At 69.1% G+C, this 15,535-nt stretch carries 17 protein-coding genes; 8 read left to right on the top strand and 9 right to left on the bottom strand.

Annotation, left to right across the window (positions count from 1 at the left end):
• Positions 1-238 precede the first annotated feature (238 nt).
• The 3 genes from ACMCNK_RS11055 to ACMCNK_RS11065 are packed head-to-tail and all read left to right on the top strand — an operon-like array spanning position 239 to position 2,134.
• Positions 239-886: a transcription elongation protein SprT gene (locus ACMCNK_RS11055; protein WP_412736301.1), complete on the top strand. Its 648-nt coding sequence runs from the start codon at positions 239-241 to the stop codon at positions 884-886.
• On the top strand, positions 883-1,353 hold the full coding sequence (locus ACMCNK_RS11060) for a hypothetical protein (protein WP_412736302.1): 471 nt from the start codon (positions 883-885) through the stop codon (positions 1,351-1,353). Before ACMCNK_RS11055 ends, ACMCNK_RS11060 begins: the two co-directional genes overlap by 4 nt.
• A 49-nt stretch (positions 1,354-1,402) precedes the next feature.
• Positions 1,403-2,134 (top strand): hypothetical protein, encoded by a 732-nt coding sequence (locus ACMCNK_RS11065; RefSeq protein ID WP_412736303.1) that lies wholly within the window; start codon positions 1,403-1,405, stop codon positions 2,132-2,134.
• A 53-nt stretch (positions 2,135-2,187) separates the two neighbouring features.
• Here ACMCNK_RS11065 and ACMCNK_RS11070 read toward each other — a convergent pair whose 3' ends face one another.
• From ACMCNK_RS11070 to ACMCNK_RS11080, 3 genes are read right to left on the bottom strand one after another with little or no spacing between them, the layout of a single operon-like run.
• The gene (locus ACMCNK_RS11070; protein ID WP_412736304.1) at positions 2,188-2,718 is read right to left on the bottom strand and encodes a hypothetical protein; all 531 of its coding nucleotides are present in this window, start codon (positions 2,716-2,718) and stop codon (positions 2,188-2,190) included.
• Positions 2,719-2,776: 58 nt separating this feature from the next.
• On the bottom strand, positions 2,777-3,571 hold the full coding sequence (locus ACMCNK_RS11075) for a hypothetical protein (protein ID WP_412736305.1): 795 nt from the start codon (positions 3,569-3,571) through the stop codon (positions 2,777-2,779).
• 54 nt (positions 3,572-3,625) lie between these two features.
• A complete protein-coding gene (locus tag ACMCNK_RS11080; RefSeq protein WP_412736306.1) occupies positions 3,626-4,096 on the bottom strand; it encodes a glycine-rich domain-containing protein in 471 nt (156 codons plus the stop codon).
• A gap of 874 nt (positions 4,097-4,970) precedes the next feature.
• Between ACMCNK_RS11080 and ACMCNK_RS11085 the strand changes: the two genes are divergently transcribed.
• Positions 4,971-5,831, top strand: coding sequence for a helix-turn-helix domain-containing protein (locus tag ACMCNK_RS11085; protein ID WP_412736307.1), 861 nt, complete (start codon positions 4,971-4,973; stop codon positions 5,829-5,831).
• Positions 5,828-6,040, top strand: a complete 213-nt coding sequence (locus tag ACMCNK_RS11090) for a DUF397 domain-containing protein (RefSeq protein ID WP_412736308.1) — start codon at positions 5,828-5,830, stop codon at positions 6,038-6,040. The genes ACMCNK_RS11085 and ACMCNK_RS11090 overlap by 4 nt, the downstream gene beginning before the upstream one ends.
• A gap of 349 nt (positions 6,041-6,389) precedes the next feature.
• On the opposite strand, the gene ACMCNK_RS11095 is transcribed toward ACMCNK_RS11090, so the two are convergent.
• The 3 genes from ACMCNK_RS11095 to ACMCNK_RS11105 form a co-directional block, all read right to left on the bottom strand.
• Positions 6,390-7,523, bottom strand: coding sequence for an IS701 family transposase (locus tag ACMCNK_RS11095; protein WP_412740818.1), 1,134 nt, complete (start codon positions 7,521-7,523; stop codon positions 6,390-6,392).
• 112 nt (positions 7,524-7,635) lie between these two features.
• Positions 7,636-8,478, bottom strand: coding sequence for a hypothetical protein (locus ACMCNK_RS11100; RefSeq protein WP_412736309.1), 843 nt, complete (start codon positions 8,476-8,478; stop codon positions 7,636-7,638).
• Positions 8,479-8,605: 127 nt separating this feature from the next.
• Positions 8,606-9,004: a response regulator gene (locus ACMCNK_RS11105; protein ID WP_412736310.1), complete on the bottom strand. Its 399-nt coding sequence runs from the start codon at positions 9,002-9,004 to the stop codon at positions 8,606-8,608.
• A gap of 229 nt (positions 9,005-9,233) precedes the next feature.
• Here ACMCNK_RS11105 and ACMCNK_RS11110 point away from each other — a divergent pair, with 229 nt between their 5' ends.
• Genes ACMCNK_RS11110 through ACMCNK_RS11120 form a run of 3 tightly spaced genes read left to right on the top strand, consistent with a single transcriptional unit; the run spans position 9,234 to position 11,938 of the window.
• Positions 9,234-10,196: a pirin family protein gene (locus tag ACMCNK_RS11110; protein WP_412736311.1), complete on the top strand. Its 963-nt coding sequence runs from the start codon at positions 9,234-9,236 to the stop codon at positions 10,194-10,196.
• Between the two features lie 14 nt (positions 10,197-10,210).
• Positions 10,211-10,945, top strand: a complete 735-nt coding sequence (locus tag ACMCNK_RS11115; protein ID WP_412736312.1) for a PIG-L deacetylase family protein — start codon at positions 10,211-10,213, stop codon at positions 10,943-10,945.
• Between the two features lie 39 nt (positions 10,946-10,984).
• Positions 10,985-11,938 (top strand): NAD-dependent epimerase/dehydratase family protein, encoded by a 954-nt coding sequence (locus ACMCNK_RS11120; RefSeq protein ID WP_412736313.1) that lies wholly within the window; start codon positions 10,985-10,987, stop codon positions 11,936-11,938.
• Between the two features lie 22 nt (positions 11,939-11,960).
• On the opposite strand, the gene ACMCNK_RS11125 is transcribed toward ACMCNK_RS11120, so the two are convergent.
• The 3 genes from ACMCNK_RS11125 to allB are packed head-to-tail and all read right to left on the bottom strand — an operon-like array spanning position 11,961 to position 15,531.
• On the bottom strand, positions 11,961-13,148 hold the full coding sequence (locus ACMCNK_RS11125; RefSeq protein WP_412740819.1) for a phosphotransferase family protein: 1,188 nt from the start codon (positions 13,146-13,148) through the stop codon (positions 11,961-11,963).
• 44 nt (positions 13,149-13,192) lie between these two features.
• Complete coding sequence (gene alc / locus ACMCNK_RS11130; protein ID WP_412736314.1) at positions 13,193-14,221, bottom strand: allantoicase; 1,029 nt, start codon at positions 14,219-14,221, stop codon at positions 13,193-13,195.
• Positions 14,218-15,531 carry an allantoinase AllB gene (gene allB, locus ACMCNK_RS11135; RefSeq protein ID WP_412736315.1) on the bottom strand — a complete coding sequence of 438 codons (1,314 nt, stop codon included), beginning with the start codon at positions 15,529-15,531 and terminating at the stop codon, positions 14,218-14,220. The genes alc and allB overlap by 4 nt, the downstream gene beginning before the upstream one ends.
• Positions 15,532-15,535: the final 4 nt, after the last annotated feature.

Raw genomic sequence — 15,535 nt, forward strand, 5'->3', positions numbered from 1 at the left:
CGACGAGCGCGACGAACGGGACGAGCAGCACGACGAGCTGCTACGCGCCGTCCTCTTCGGATTGCCACCTCGCCCCGGCACGCGTCGGACACATGCCACCGCGCCGCCCTGCGGCGCCCGCCCGAACCGACGCCCGCTTGATTGTCCCCACGCCAGCATTGGGGCGTCAGAGTAGTTGCGCTAAACATTTAGCGCAACTATGCTCATGTCCACGCACCCCACATCCCCGGAGGACGCCATGACCGCCGACGCTGCCACCACAACTGACGCCGACCTAGCCGCAGCCGGCGGGAGCGCACCCGAGACACATGAGACCCGCGAGGCGTGGCTCCTGTCCGCCGTCGAGAAGCTCACTCCCCTATTCGACGAGGTCGGCGCCACGGTCCCTACCGTCAAGGTCTCGGTCGGCTGGCCCGGCGGCCGCGGCAAGAAGAACACCGTCATCGGCCAGTGCTGGGCCTCCCACGCCTCCGCCGACAAGGTCGCCCAGCTCTTCATCTCGCCCGTCCTCGACGACGCGGAAGCCGTCCTCGCCACCCTGACCCACGAGGTCGTACACGCCGTCGACGACTGCAAGAGCGGCCACAAGGGCAACTTCGCCCGCATCGCCAAGGGCGTCGGCCTCGCCGGGAAGATGACCGCCACCGTCGCAGGCGAAGCCCTCAAGCCGCGCCTCGCGCAGATCGCTGCCCAGCTCGGCGCCTATCCACATGCCCGGCTCGCGCACCCCACCAACACCGCCAAGGGCGAGAAGACACAGACCACGCGAATGATCAAAGTCCTGTGTACAGCCTGCGGATACAGCGCCCGCACCACCCGCAAATGGCTCGACGAGGTCGGCGCCCCACTCTGCCCCTGCAACCGAGAAGAAATGGAGATCGCATGACCGACTCGACGACGGCAGGCGCCCTGACCAAGGGCGCCCTCGTCCTGGTCTCCACCGACGACGGAACGTCAACGTTCGCCCGGAAGACCCAGGCGTCCAACCCGGCGACCGTGACCGCCGAGCCCATCAAGGCCGGGCGCAGACTGCGCATCCCAACCGACCTCGGCGAGGTACACGCCGCGCCCACAACGCGGGTCCTGCTTGCGTCACCCGAACAGGCCGCCAAGAGCACCGCGCCTTCAGCACCAGTCGCCACGGTCACCGTCAACGTCGTTGGCAGCCTGACCACCGAGAGTCGGTTGAGAGTTGGCGATCGAGAGGTCACCGTGCCGACCCGTTCGCGTGACGGCTCCGCACACGCATCCCGTCGTCTGACCGAAGCGCTCGCCGACCTGGACTACGCCGCAGCGTCACCCTGGCGCAAGCTCGACGCCTTTCGCATCGCCGCCGCGATCCGCCCGAAGTAGCTCACGACCGCCCACGCCCAGTTGCACGAACTGACGTAAAAGGTGCCCCGTGAAACCCAGACTCCCCCGCGACGGCCGCAACTCCGCCCAGCTCGGCGCCCTGCTCGGCGCACTCGTATCTGTCGCGGCAAACGTTGCGCACTCCTACATCCCCCCGACCGGCGCCCCGGCCGGCTGGTCGCCGAAGGCCGGCGCAGTCGCCTTCTCGATCTTCTGGCCTGTCGCCCTTGCCGTCGTCATCGAAATCGCCGCCCGCGTCACCTGGCCCCACGGCTGGCGCTATGTTTTCGTTCGGGCACTCGGGCTCCTGCCCGTCGCCGTCGTCGCAGCCGTCGTGTCCTACCGGCACCTCTCCGGTCTGCTCGGCTACTACGGCGAGGACGTCGTGACCCAGACCTTCGGCCCGCTCGCCGTAGATGGCCTAATGCTGATCGCCACCACAGCCGTCATCGTCACCGGACAGCAATCGCCGCGACCGGTCCAACCCCGCGCCGTCGCACACAGACTGCCCTCCGTACCCGCTGGTGCGCGCCTCCTGCCGCTTGTGGCCGCCACAGGCCCATCGGCCGCTGCGCTGCTTGATAGCTCCGGTGCGACGACAAACGACGTGGAGACCGCATCAGGCACACCACCCCGCCGCCGTGGGCGCCCCGCCGCCGACACCCGCAAGCTTTTCGAGTCGCTCAAAGCGGACGATCCGAAGATCACGCAGGTCCAAGCCGCCGCCCAGCTCGGGATCTCCCGACGCACCCTCCGTGACGCACTCTCCGCGACAACATGACCGCACTGAAGCCCCTGTCTGCATCAGACGGGGGCTGCCATCATTGCCGGCTTCTAGACGCGACCCCGCTGCCATGACTTGACCGCGTCTGGGATGACGTAGTCCGGGAACGGCTCGGTCTCCGGATCGGCCCCCGTCGAGACGCTGGCGCCGGAGACCCGAAGAAGCATCTTCGTGCCGTCTGCACAGACCAGGCTCACGCCACTCGGGGAACTGCCCCGCGCGTCGGTCGGGCCGAGGTCTGACAGCGCAACGAGCTGCCAGGATCGGAACTCCGCCGGGCGGGCGACGTCTAGGAGCTGGACAACGAAAATAGCCAGACGCGGAGCACGACGGACAGGCGGCGGCATCTCGTCGGGCACCGGGATTGGCGTCTCACTGGGCCACACTGCACCGAAAATCATCGCCGAGGCGGAAGACTGATAGCGGACCCTGACGCCGCTGATAGAACGGCTCGTGGATGTCTGCACATTCGGTCCCCAGGGCTCCGTGGCGTCGCCGTAGCGGTCAACCTGCACGATGTCCGGGTGCTCGCTCGCGTTGAGCACGCCTTCGATGACGTCGAGTACCTCGGTGAGCCGCATTCTGCTCCGATCGATGTCTGTTCAGGGCGTGGGGAGTCTAGCCACAGGCGGATCTTGGTCAGGCTGGCGATCGATGGGCCGCCCACCAGCGGGCCGCCGCGCTCAGCTCACGACGGTGCGGCAATGGGGACTCCTGACATCTCTGGGTGTAGAGCTCCGCCATAGCTGCAGAGAACGCGTCCAACGCGGCCGGGTCGGCTGCCTGCCACATCGGCACCGAGGCTGCCCACCTCTCGGCCTGCTCAGGCGTATGTCCAGCCCTGATCAACCGGACGACCATCAGCGCTGTGTCGATCCACGCCGCGCCCCGGCACGGGGCCGACCAGTCCACCACTGAAACCCGCTGTCCAACGATGAAGTTCCGCGCGGTCACGTCGGTATGGAGAAGGGTGCCCCCGTCGACCAGCTCGGGCGCCACGCGCCCCGCCCATCGGACCGTTGCCGGTTGGACACGATCGGTGGGTGATGGCGTGAGCAGCGCTGACAGGTGTTCAAGTGTCGTCGCGACCCTCGCCAGATCGGAGGAGCCCGGGGTGAGGTCAGCGTGTTGGCCGTCGGCAAAGTCGAACCCAAGTAGGTGCCAGTCACCCGTCTCGACCTCCCACCTCAGCCGCGGAACCACAGCGCGAGGCAAGAACCCGTTTACACGCGCTTCGTTGCGGAGCACCCAAGCGCGGGGGTTGTCGGCCCGAGTCGCCTTGCAGAACACTGCCCGCCCGGCGGTGTGAAGGATGACGGCCATATCGGCGAATGAACCCGCCGCCACCGGCTCAACCCGTTCCAGGTCGCCCGTGTGCTCGCGCACCGCGTCCTGAATGTCTAGTGAAAGGTCAAGCCAGCGGCAGCGGTTCATCAAGATCCCTCCGGTGTTATCGAGGGGACCGTACTCCACCTGCCGGGTTCAACGTCACCGTCCGGGGCTGTCGTGGCAACCAGCGTGGCACTGGGTGCAATCGCTGGTAGCACTGACGTTCCACAGGTCAGCGTCGAGCCGGAATCCGGCCGCGCGGATCGCCTTCACTGCGGACGAGATCGGCACCCCGTCCGACTCGGGCGTGTTTGGCCATCCGTCGCCGGGCGCGTCGTCGGGCTGGTGATGGATGAAGCGACCCGCCACCCGGTCGCAGAACTCCGCGTACTCGCGCGTATAGAGGATGAACGTGTGCCAGCCGATGTCCACCAGATCGGACGGGCCGATCGGCTCGGTGCTGACAGCGCACGCGCCCAGGAAGGCCAGGGCCTGATCGACGATGCGGATGGGCATGTCGGCCGCCAACTCACGGTGATCGGATGCAACACGGGCAGTCAGCCGTGAGAACAGCTCCTCCGACACCAACGAACGCCCGTCGGTGGTGCCCCTTGCTGTGGATACGGACATGGGTTCCTCCTACAGCTATTGGACGTGAGCGACGGCAACCGCCGCGCCGTTGAGGCGGCACCGTCGCGGTGGGACCTGGATCGCTGAGAACCTCGGCTTCGTCTGTGCGAGGCAATCTCAGCCAGATGAATCAGTCACCAATGGCGTCAGGCAACTTGCTCTTCGCTCCGCTGTAGTCCGCTTCGCCCAGCCCAAGAAGCGGTCATACAGATCCGGAGCGGCTCCGTGCGCACCTGCGGCCCAGTCATCGATCGCCTCGATCAGGCAAGAGCCGAGGTATATGGCGAGGCCCGTCGGGAAGCGTTGGTACTGCTCAGCCAGCTCGATCTTCGCTTTGGCACATGGCCATGCCTGTCCACAAGCGCGGCAATCCCACGACGGCCGCGCCGCCTGATGCTCTGTGCGCGACATCAACACGGCGGTCCTCCCGCGCGGTGGTGCTGCGCTGGAGTGAGCCATCCAGCCCGTCCAACTTGTGGGAACGCCTGGGTCTGCACTGACGCCCAGGCGCCAGTGCGGTCGTTGCGCACGACCTGCGAACGCTTGCGCATACGGGCCTTTGTGGCCTCGTCGCAGGCCCATGGCATTCCGCAAACGGCGCACCGCCGTGCACGCCACCATGCAAGGCGCTCCCACCATGCCTGCGCACGGGGGTAGTGCTGCATCGCAATCACCTCGATCGGTCGAAGACAGGACACGAGGGGGACCTGCACGCAGGAGCGGGGTAACCGCGCCAAACCTCTGAGCAACAACGTACGCTGTGCAACACCGTCGTGCAATGTCTCCAGACGAGACAATGACTCATGCAAGACCATGTGCGCGCTGATCAGAGGGGGTTTGCAAGACTGTGCCGAGACGCAAGGGACGGGATGCAATGCCTGGGGCACGAGGATCGATCGACCGGCGACGGCTCGGCATCGAGCTGCGCCAGCTACGGGAGGCCAAGGGCCTCACGCTGGAAGATCTCAAGGCGCACACCGGCTGGTCGACGAGCAAGGGCAGCCGCCAGGAGCGCGGATTGGTGCCGATCAACCCGGCCGATCTGCGCACGCTCATGCAGTTCTACGACGTCAAGGAACAGGCGATCATCGACGCCCTGTTCGCGCTGGCCAGCGGGTCACGTGGCCGGGACTGGTGGCACCGGTACGACGACGTCGTGTCCCGGCAGTTCTCCACCTACCTCGGCTTCGAGGCGGTGGCCTCCGTGGTGCAGACGTACGAGGGCATGGTCGTGCCTGGCCTCCTGCAGACCCCTGAATATGCGCGGGCACTGGTCGACGCCGTCGGCGATGCTCAGAATGAAGAAGAGGCGGGGCGAAGAGTCGAGGCCCGCACATACCGTCAGCAGATATTGCAAGGTGACGATGCACCCCGCCTACATGCAATCTTGGATGAGGGGATCATGCATCGCGAGGTCGGCGGACGGGACGTCATGCGCGGCCAACTTGTGCACCTGCTAGACGCAACGCGGCGCGCCAACGTCATCGTGCAGGTCATCCCGTACGAGGCCGGCGCACACCGGGCCATGGAAGGCGGGTTCATCATCCTGCGTTTCGCCGAGGACGAGGACAGCGACGTGGTGAGCGTCGACCTACGCACAAGGAGCCTCTACATCGACGACCGCGCCGAGGTAGAGGAATACAGGGAAGCCTGGGAGTCAGTGCTTGCAACGGCCGCCAGCCCACTCCAATCCCAGCAACTCATCGAAAGGGCGGCCGAGGAGATGAAGCGATGAAGACCTACCACAAAACCTTTGACCGCAACACAGTGGAGTGGCGCAAGCGCTCCAACGGCAGCGGGGGCAACTGCGTTGAAGTCACCGACCTGGCAGACGGCGGGTTCGCCGTACGCGACTCAAAGGACCCCGACGGCCCGATCCTGTTCTTCACCCCCAGCGAGCGCGCGTCGTTCGTGCAGGGCGTGAAGGAAGGCTTGCTCGACTAGCCCAACTCAGAACGAGGCCCCGCTCGGCACGATGCCGGGTGGGGCCTCGTCGCATCAGGACACAGCGCGGACGGCCTCGGGTGACCCGGCTGATCGCCTGCCTCCAATGCCAAGGAGCCCCGGCCCATGAGGTGTGTGCTTGGGGTCCGGGGCGGCCCGTCCAACTGGGGTTAGTACTGCAACGGCACTTAGCAGAGTGGATAGCCGCGGCGTTTGTAGTGGCTGAGGCGGGCTTGGTATTGGCGTCGGCGGCGCCAGTGTGACCACTGCCAGATGTGGTGTTCGGGCTGGTGGAAGCGGACGATCAGTGCGGCGATGAGGCGTCTGATCTCGGGTACGGTGTAGCCGATCATCGCGTCGTGGCCGGTGGTGGTTCCCCTTTTGACGATAGGGTTCTGGCGACGACGAGCCAGGCATGTGCGGCCATGGACAGGGTGATGTGGGCGTACCAGGCTCGCCAGTCGCGGACCTGGTACTCGTCCAGGCCGGCCTCGTTCTTGGCCTGTTGAAAGCATTCCTCGACCGCCCAACGGGTCCCGGCGATGCGGGCCAGGTCCATCAGCCGGGTCTTACTTGGCCCGTAGCAGACGTAGTAGGCCAGCTCGCCCGTGCTGATGTTGCGCCGGGCGAGCAGCCAATGCCCTCTGCCCGGACGCCAGAACACCCGGATCGGGATCCGCGCCCACCAGTACTCGCGTGGCCCGTGAGCGCCCGGTCCGCAAGACACCCGAGACCACGCCCGGCCCGGCAACGCGGCGATCAGCTTGTCGACGCGGGCAGAGCCCATACCGGTCGTGATCACGTCGTCGTTGCGGCGGGTCGCGACGACATGCGCCTGGTCGTGCTCTTCCATGAAGACCCGCAACGATTTCGACTGCCCGTAAGCCTCGTCCATCGTCACCCAGCCGGCCGGAAGACCGGCGGTGAACGCCCGGGCCAGCATGCTGCGGGCCATCTCGACCTTCGTGGCGAAGCCCACCTCATCCGGGACACCGGCCGCCCGGCAACGGTCGCGGTCATCGGTCCACGCCGTGGGTAGATACAACTGCCGGTCGATCAGCGCGTGACCTTTCGCTGATCGGTAGGCCATAAACACCCCGACCTGGCAGTTCTCGATCCGGCCGGCAGTTCCCGAGTACTGCCGGGCCACGCCCGCCGACTTCACGCCCTTCTTCAAGAAGCCCGTGTCGTCGATGATCAGCACACCGTCCGGGGCGCCAAGGTGCTCGATCACGTAGTCCCGCAGATCGTCACGCACCGCGTCGATGTCCCAGTCGGCCCACCGCAGCAACCGCTGCATCCCGTCCGGCGAGACGTCACCGGCCTGCTCGGCCAGAGTCCAACCGTTCGTGCGGGACAACCCGGCCACCAGCCCGGCCAGATACTGCCGCGCCCGCCGTCGCGGCTCTGAGCGCGTGAACCGCCCACCGATCCGAGCATGCAACCGGTCCAGCTCGCCAGACCATCGATCAACATCAACCACCGTCACGACCAGCTCAACGAGCCGATCATCAATGCGTTCCGCCCGCTGAGTGCCGTTGCAGTATTAGGCCGCAACCCAAGCACGCAGAGCCGTGAGTGCCAAGCTGCTCGCGTTATGGTGTTCGGCGGAGCACGCCTGTCGAGAGCCAATGAACCAACAATGCCGCAAGGTGTGCGGCAGCCTTAGCCTCTTCAAGCGTTTGCCGGCGCGAGTTTGAACCGCCCCCATGGCGCGATCGTTGAGCATCCCAAAGTGTGGCCATCATTTCAACAACTATCCCTACATCACGCGGCGCCGCGTTCTTATTCGGCAGCGCCAACTCCCATTTATGCGCCGAGTTGTTCCGCAGTTCCCCCATTACCGTGCCTAATGTAGCACCACCGCGGTCAGCCTTGCGCTCCTCAATGAGAGGACAGGCGACCTCCTCGACAGCCCTGATCGCCTCGTTGAAGGCCTTGTCCGGATCCGGGCTCACTCCGTATGCAGCAGCCCACGCCACCCCCAGGTGATCGGCCGCCGTCTCTGGCGCTGCCGAGACCGATTGATCGATTGCCGCCTGAACTGGCTCGTCCACCCGACGCACGAGGCATCGGGGCTCTCTGTCAACCCGCCAAACGGAATTGCCGCGTTCGAGAATCTCTTCAAGTCGATCAAGGCAGGTCGTGAAAATAGCGTCACTAGGCGAGCCACTGTGAAGCTGCACCGTCGCATCAACTACCTTGAGCAGATCATCCGCCGCACAATTCCAGAGCGAAACGTCTGGAGTCCGCGTGGCTGGAAAGCGAAGACACAGAGCAACCGTCTCTGCGACCTTGCCATCGAGAAAGAAGGCGTGATTCAGCCAGCTACGCAGGGGGCCGTCGAGCCACGGGGTCATACCATCGTGCAAAGCCGTGTCGACGACCTTGTTGCCAATGCGATCATCCAGTGATCGAAATGGTCGATTTCCGGTCACCCTGGCAGCGTACTTGGTGGCTCCCCAGTCCCAGCAAGTCCAATTCGCTGAGCCCACCGGCCACGCGTCACTCCAGAGATGGTAGGAAACTGCTCCCTCCACGGCGCCAGAGGTTACAACCCCGGTCCTATGGGCACGCCATTGGCGGCTGCCCATCGTGGTGTCCGACGGTTAGCGCCCTGTCCAGGCAGGCAACAAGGTCTCCCAGGAGGAACGGCTTGGGCAAGAGCCAGGTAGCTCGTACATCGGCTGCGCGGTGGTCACCCGGCACCAGGCTCCCGCTGACGAAGATCACGGGCAGGTCGGCTGTAGCCGCATCGGCGCGGATCGCGTCGCAGAGTTCAAGGCCGGACATGCTCGGCAGGTCGATGTCGCTCACTAGTACGTCGGGGTGGCGTTCCCGTACGTCCTGTAATGCTGCCGCCCCGTCAGCAGCCTCGATCACCTCATGGCCTGCCCGACGTAGGATACGAACGACTAGGGCTCGGATGTCGTCCTCGTCCTCAGCAACCACGATGAGCGTCATGTGATCTCCTCGGCTTGAGGTGCCGAAGGTCCCTACGGGGCCGTTGTTGATAGCTCCAGATACCCACTCGTTTGCCTGTTTAGTCCCGTCTCGGCCGAGATCCTCTCCTCCGTTCGAGGGAGTGTTTCTGCCTCCCTCGACGACGCTCGGGAGGTCCCGCCGGAACAAGACCCCGGTATTTCAGGTTTGAAGGACGCAGACTCAACCGACCACGTCAGGAGGCTTCGAGATGCCTGCCATCACCGTCGACGACGTTCTGGTCCTGCCCCGCCTGCCCAGCCTGGACGCCGCCACCACCTTCCGACCGGTCCACCGGCTCACCACCGCGCCCAGCGGCTTCGAGGGCGAGGGCTTCCCCGTGCGGCGTGCGTTCGCCGGAGTGCCGATGACGGAGTTGGACCCGTTCATCCACCTGGACCAGATGGGCGAAGTGTTGTACCAAGCGGGGGAACCTAAGGGCACCCCGTGGCATCCGCACCGGGGCTTCGAGACAGTCACGTACATGATCGACGGGATCATGGACCACCAGGACTCGAACGGCGGCGGCGGCACGATCACCAACGGCGACACCCAGTGGATGACGGCCGGCCAGGGCATCCTCCACATCGAGGCACCGCCCGAGCATCTCGTCACCAGCGGTGGCCTGTTCCACGGCCTGCAGCTGTGGGTGAACCTGCCGCGCGCCGCCAAGCTGATCCCGCCCCGCTACCAGGACATCCGCGGGCAGGCGGCCGCGTTGATCACGACGCCCGACGGCGGCGCACTGATCCGCATCATCGCGGGCGAGATCGCCGGACATGCCGGGCCCGGTTCCACCCACACGCCGATCAACCTCGCCCACGTCACGCTGCAGCCGGGCGCGCAGCTCGACCTGCCCTGGCAGCAGGAGTACAACGCACTTGTGTACGTCCTCGCGGGGCGCGGCACGATCGGACCCGACCGGCAGCCGGTGCAGCTCGGCCAGCTCGCGGTGCACGGGGCCGGCGACGCCGTCCGGGTGACCGCCGACCCTGCCCCGGACGCCGGCGCGCTGGAACTGTTCATCATGGGAGGGCGGCCGATCCGCGAGCCGGTGGTGCACTATGGACCTTTCGTCATGAACACCCGCGCGGAGCTGATCCAGGCGTTCGAGGACTACCAGCAGGGACGCCTCGGCGTCATTCCGGCGGATCGGCTGCCACACACCGACTGAACCTGGAGGGCAGCATGTCGCAAGCCCCGGAATCCGGCGGCCTGGAGCCGATCACCGAGGACTGGCAGCGCGCGCTGGCGATCGTGGCGCACCCGGACGATCTCGAATTCGGTGCCGCCGCCGCGATCGCGCGCTGGACCGGGCAGGGCAAGCACGTCGCGTACAGCCTGGTGACCAGCGGCGAGGCCGGCATCGACAGCCTGGAGCCGGACAAGTCCCGCACGGTACGGGAGGCCGAGGAACGCGCCTCGGCGGCCATCGTGGGCGTGGACACGGTCGAATTCCTCGGCCAGCCCGACGGCGTACTGGAGTACAGCGTCGCGCTGCGCCGGGTGCTGACCGCCGCGGTGCGCCGCCACCGGCCCGAGATCGTCATCACCAACAACCTGCGCGACACCTGGAACGGGGTGATCCTCAACCAGGCAGATCACATCGCCACCGGGCGCGCGGTGCTGGACGCGGTCCGCGACGCCGGCAACCGGTGGGTCTTCCCCGACCTCGGTGACGAGCCGTGGAAGGGCGTACGGCAGGTCTGGGCCGCGAACTCGCCGCAGTCGACCCACGCCGTGGATGTCACGGCGACCTTCGAGACCGGTGTGCGGTCGTTGCACGCCCACGAGGAGTATCTGCGCAGCCTGGACTGGCCGGCGGACGAGTGGGCGGGGTTCCTCGAGAAGATGGCCGGTTCGGTGGGTTCCCGGCTCGGCTGCCGGTACGCGGTGTCGTTCGAGGTGTTCCCGTTCGGCTGACCGTGGCCGCCTCGGCGTGGGGTGCCGCAGACTTGCCGGATGCGGATTCTCGTTCTCGGTGGGACCTCGTTCGTGGGGCGGGGCATCGTCGCCGCCGCGCTGGACTCCGGCGCCGACGTCACTCTGTTCACCCGTGGCCGTACGGGGACGGACCTGTTCCCGACGGTGCCGCGCCGCGTGGGCGACCGCGACACCGGCGACTACACGGCATTGCGCGACGGTGAGTGGGACGCGGTCGCGGACGTCAGCGGTTACCTGCCGCGGCACGTCGGCCCGGCGATGGACGCGCTCGACGGGCGGATCGGGCGGTACCTGTTCGTCTCCAGCCACGCGGTCTACGTCCGCGACGGCGTCGGGCCCGGCGCGGACGAGAACACCCCGCGACGCCCCCCGGTGCGCGACGCGGACGTGCTCACCGAAGACACGTACGGGCCGGCCAAGGTCGCGTGCGAGGACGACGTGCTCGCCCGGTACGGCGACCGCGCGACCATCGTGCGGCCCGTGAAGGTGGCGGGCCCGCACGACAACCAGGACGGGCTCACGTACTGGGTGCGCCGCGCGGCCCGGGGTGGCCGGGTCGCCCTGCCCACCCGGCCGGAGCAGCCCGTCCAGCTCGTGGACGTACGCGACCTGGGCACCCTTGTCGTGCGGCTGCTCGCCGACGGGCGGGCCGGGGCGTACAACGCGGCCGGACCGGTCACCACCATCGGCGACCTGATCGGCGTGTGCGCCGCGGCGGCCGGCACACGCGTCGAGGTCGTACCGGTGGCGCCGGAGCCGGCCCCGAAGCCGTTCCCGCTGGTGAAGGCGGAAGCGATGTGGCACAGCCAGCACCGCGGCGCGAGCCGGGCCCGGGCCGCCGGGATGCCGGTGACCCCGCTGGCCGAGACCGTGGCCGACACCCTCGCATGGGACCGGGCGCGCGGCACGCCCCCGCTGCGCCGCGGCTTCACCGACGACCAGGAGCGGCAGGCCCTCGCCACAGCATCCTGACCACTGCCGAGCTGCTCGGGTCTCAGTGCGCGTCGACGGCTGCGACTGCCGCGGTGAGCCGTTCGGGGACGTCGGCGTCGTGGTACGGCCGTTCGGCGGGCTCGATGGCGGCGAGGAAGTCCGCGTACACCTGGGCCGCGCGAAGCGCTGCGACCGGCCGCATCAGTGACGCCGCCCGCGCCGGGTCGCTCCCGGGCACGTCGCGCCGCCAGCGCAGCGCCCACGCGCCCAGCAGCGGCTCGGCGTCGCCCGCGGGCAGGCCGCCGGCGAGCCGCAGGATGTCGTACGCCGGGTGGCCGACCGTCGCGTCGCCCCAGTCCATGAGCACCGGCCGCCCGCTGCCGATCCGGGCGTTGCCGGGATGCAGGTCGCCGTGCACCAGCGTGGGCGGCAGCCCGCACCGGGCCACCGCGTCCAGCCTCCGCGGCAGGTCGTCGATCAGCTCCCGCAGGCCGGCGATCCGGTCCAGGTACGGCGCGGCGACCCGGGCGAACGGCTCGGCCGCCGGGCGCCGGTCGGGCAGTCCTGCGGCGAGCAGGTCGTCGACCCGTCCCGCGAAATGCGCCTGCACCGGGTGGAACGCCTGCGCGATCTGGTTGCAGACGTCGGCATCCGCCCCGTACCCGTCGGCGCCGGGCACGTGGGCCAGCAGCATCCGCCCGTGGGCGCCCGCCGCCAGCAGCGGCGGCACGAGGCCGGGCGCGATGCCGCCGACGAGGCGCAACACGGCCGGCTCGTGCGCGAAGAACCCGGGTACCTGTTTGAGCCAGGCCACCGGGGCGCCGCCGGCGTCCAGCCGCCAGATCGCGGACAGATTCCAGGTGCGCTGCTGGTACGCCGCGGCGCCGGGGGTGCCGAGCGCGGCGAGCGCCGACACCGCCCAGCGGGTCGAGTCGGCGGGCCCGCCGGGATGCGCGTACGCGGTGCGCAGCGGGTGCGGGGCGAGGTCGGCCTCGGCCGGGCCGAGCGCGATGGGCGGGTTCCCGCACAGCTGCGCCAGGTACGTGACCTCGCCGCCGACCGGGCCGTCGCCGGTGCCGTGCAGCAGCCGCAGCACCTGCACCTCGACGCCGTCGCGGGCCCGGACCCCGGCCACCACGTCCGACACCTCCTGCCAATACGGCAGGGGGACCGTGAGCGGCGGCAACGCACCCAGCGGATGGCCGGCCCGGTCGACCAGCACGAGGGTCACGGTCCGCCCGACGATCATGTCCACGCGCCAGACCGTAGCGTCTGCCCGCCATAGGCGCGCGGTCACTCGCGTGGCGGCAGGGTGGTCTCGTCGAAGCGGGCCTGCAGGGCGTCGGCGCCCGCCGGGTCGGGGCGGCCGAAAAGGCGCAGCCGGGCCATCCCGCCGTCGGGGAAGATGTCCAGCCGGACGTGGGTGGCCGCGGGCACGACCGTCACCGGGAACCGGTGCGGGGTGTCCGGCATCAGCCGCACCGGCGGCAGCAGCTCGAACCAGTCCGCCGCGTCGTCCAGCGAGCCGGAACGCACATCCACCGCGTGCAGGCCGGCCCGGCCGGGCGCGTTGCCCTTGAACCAGGTCGTGTCGAGCTCGGCCAGCTCGATCACCGCGGGCACGGCGAGCTCGACGAGCGCCCAGTCGTTGCCGTCGTCGCGGCGGCGCGCGGTCTCCCAGCCGTCGCCCATGCTCGCGGCCAGCCCGGGGGCGAGCATGCTCTCCGGGTGCCCGAAGAACCGGTCGCTGCACCCGGCGATGCGCCCGCCGTGCAGGGCGGCGGCCACGTCGAAGACACCGGGCAGCAGCCGCGGGTCGGCCACCACCTCGCCGTGCACGCGCAACCGGGCGACGCCGCCGTCCGGGTGGATGGTCAGCCGCACGTGGGTGAACCGGTACGGCATGTCCACCACGAACAGGTTGCGCCCGTCGCCCTTCAACGGCGACATCGGCACCAGCGACACCCAGTCGGCCGCCGCGAGCTCGTCCGCGTCCGGGTAGCCGTCGAGCGCGCACGCGTCGATCGAGGCGTGCGGCGGGTAGTTGCCGACGAAGAACGTCGTGTCGACGTCCACGCCGTACACCACGCCGGGGGCGCCGAGCCGGACGATGACGTGGTCGGTGCCGTCCGTGCGGCGCCGACGGGTCTCCCACCCGTCGTACACCTGGCCGCGCAGGTCGAACGTGCGCGGCTCGAACGCGGGGGGCGCCGGGTCCAGCAGGTGGTCCGCGGCGGCGAAGAACTCGTCGTTGGCGTACACGATGCTGGCGCCCAGCGTGCGCGATGCCAGATCGGGCAGCGCGGTGAAATCGTCGCTCACGGATCCTCCCTTTGCAGCAGACGGCCGCGGGGTTCGTCCCCGGTCACGCTCTGACCGCGCAGCCAGGTCGTGTGCACCACACCCGACAGGGTCCGGCCCGCGTACGGGGTGACCGGGTTGCGGTGGTGCAGCCGCAACGGGTCCACGGTGAACGTGGCGTCGGGGTCGAAGGCGACCAGGTCGGCGTCGGCGCCGACCGCCAGGCGTCCCTTGCGGGTGAGCCCGACCAGGTCGGCGGGGCGCCGTGCCATCCAGTCGACGACCTCGGCGAGGCTGTGCCCCCGGGCCCGGGCCGCGGTCCACACCACCGGCAGGCCCAACTGGACGGAGGCGATGCCGCCCCACGCCGCGGCGAAGTCGCCCGTGTCGCGGTGCTTCAACTCCGGGGTGCACGGCGAGTGGTCGCTGACGACGCAGGAGATGAGACCGTTGGCGAGCGCGGCCCACAGGCGGTCGGCGTTGCCCGCGTCGCGGATCGGCGGGCAGCACTTGAACTCGGTGGCACCGGCCGGGATGTCCGCCGCGTCCAGCGTCAGATAGTGCGGGCAGGTTTCCGCGGTGACCCGCACCCCGTCCGCGCGGGCGGCCGCAATCAGCGGCAGCGCGTCCGCGGCGGACAGGTGCAGGATGTGTACGCGCGCGCGGGCGGCGCGGGCGGCCGCGATCGCGGTGGCGACCGCGGCGTGCTCGGCGTCGGGCGGGCGGGAGGCGAGGAAGTCCGCGTACGCCGCCGACGACGCGGCCGCGTGCAGGTGGTGCGGGTCCTCGGCGTGCAGCACGAACCGGGCGTCGACCCCGGCGAGCGCCGCGGCGAGCCCGTCCGGGTCCAGTGGCGGGAACTCGGGCACCCCGGAGTCGGCGAGGAACGCCTTGAATCCGAACACTCCGGCGTCGTGCAGGCCGGGCAGGTCGGCAACGTTGCCGGGGACGGCGCCGCCCCAGAAACCGACGTCGACGTGGCACTGCCGCTCGGCGGCCGCGCGTTTGATCCGCAGGGCGTCGAGCGTCACCGTGGGCGGGATGCTGTTGAGCGGCATGTCGATGATGGCGGTGACGCCGCCGGCCGCCGCGGCCCGGGTGGCGGGGGCGAACCCTTCCCATTCCGTACGGCCGGGCTCGTTGACGTGCACGTGCGTGTCGACGAGGCCGGGCAGCAGCGCGAGCTCGCCGAGGTCGACGTCGCCGGCCGCGTCGACCCGGGCGGCGTGCTCGTGCACCGCCACGATCCGACCGGCGGTGATCTCGACCGCGGCCGGTCGCTCCCCGGCGGGCGTCACGGCGCGCCGGGACCGCACGACGAGATCGGCCATGGGC

Origin of the sequence: Krasilnikovia sp. MM14-A1259, from assembly GCF_047159535.1 — a bacterium.
In the GTDB taxonomy this organism is placed as follows: Bacteria; Actinomycetota; Actinomycetes; order Mycobacteriales; family Micromonosporaceae; genus Actinoplanes.

Bases quoted from the DNA above. Each gene is read 5' to 3' on its own strand.
- allB (WP_412736315.1), bottom strand. From the start codon at position 15,531: ATGGCCGATCTCGTCGTGCGGTCCCGGCGCGCCGTGACGCCCGCCGGG.
- ACMCNK_RS11125 (WP_412740819.1), bottom strand. From the start codon at position 13,148: ATGATCGTCGGGCGGACCGTGACCCTCGTGCTGGTCGACCGGGCCGGC.
- ACMCNK_RS11075 (WP_412736305.1), bottom strand. From the start codon at position 3,571: ATGAACCGCTGCCGCTGGCTTGACCTTTCACTAGACATTCAGGACGCG.
- ACMCNK_RS11085 (WP_412736307.1), top strand. From the start codon at position 4,971: ATGCCTGGGGCACGAGGATCGATCGACCGGCGACGGCTCGGCATCGAG.
- ACMCNK_RS11070 (WP_412736304.1), bottom strand. From the start codon at position 2,718: ATGCGGCTCACCGAGGTACTCGACGTCATCGAAGGCGTGCTCAACGCG.
- ACMCNK_RS11105 (WP_412736310.1), bottom strand. From the start codon at position 9,004: ATGACGCTCATCGTGGTTGCTGAGGACGAGGACGACATCCGAGCCCTA.
- ACMCNK_RS11080 (WP_412736306.1), bottom strand. From the start codon at position 4,096: ATGTCCGTATCCACAGCAAGGGGCACCACCGACGGGCGTTCGTTGGTG.
- ACMCNK_RS11055 (WP_412736301.1), top strand. From the start codon at position 239: ATGACCGCCGACGCTGCCACCACAACTGACGCCGACCTAGCCGCAGCC.
- ACMCNK_RS11090 (WP_412736308.1), top strand. From the start codon at position 5,828: ATGAAGACCTACCACAAAACCTTTGACCGCAACACAGTGGAGTGGCGC.
- ACMCNK_RS11115 (WP_412736312.1), top strand. From the start codon at position 10,211: ATGTCGCAAGCCCCGGAATCCGGCGGCCTGGAGCCGATCACCGAGGAC.
- ACMCNK_RS11060 (WP_412736302.1), top strand. From the start codon at position 883: ATGACCGACTCGACGACGGCAGGCGCCCTGACCAAGGGCGCCCTCGTC.
- ACMCNK_RS11110 (WP_412736311.1), top strand. From the start codon at position 9,234: ATGCCTGCCATCACCGTCGACGACGTTCTGGTCCTGCCCCGCCTGCCC.
- ACMCNK_RS11120 (WP_412736313.1), top strand. From the start codon at position 10,985: ATGCGGATTCTCGTTCTCGGTGGGACCTCGTTCGTGGGGCGGGGCATC.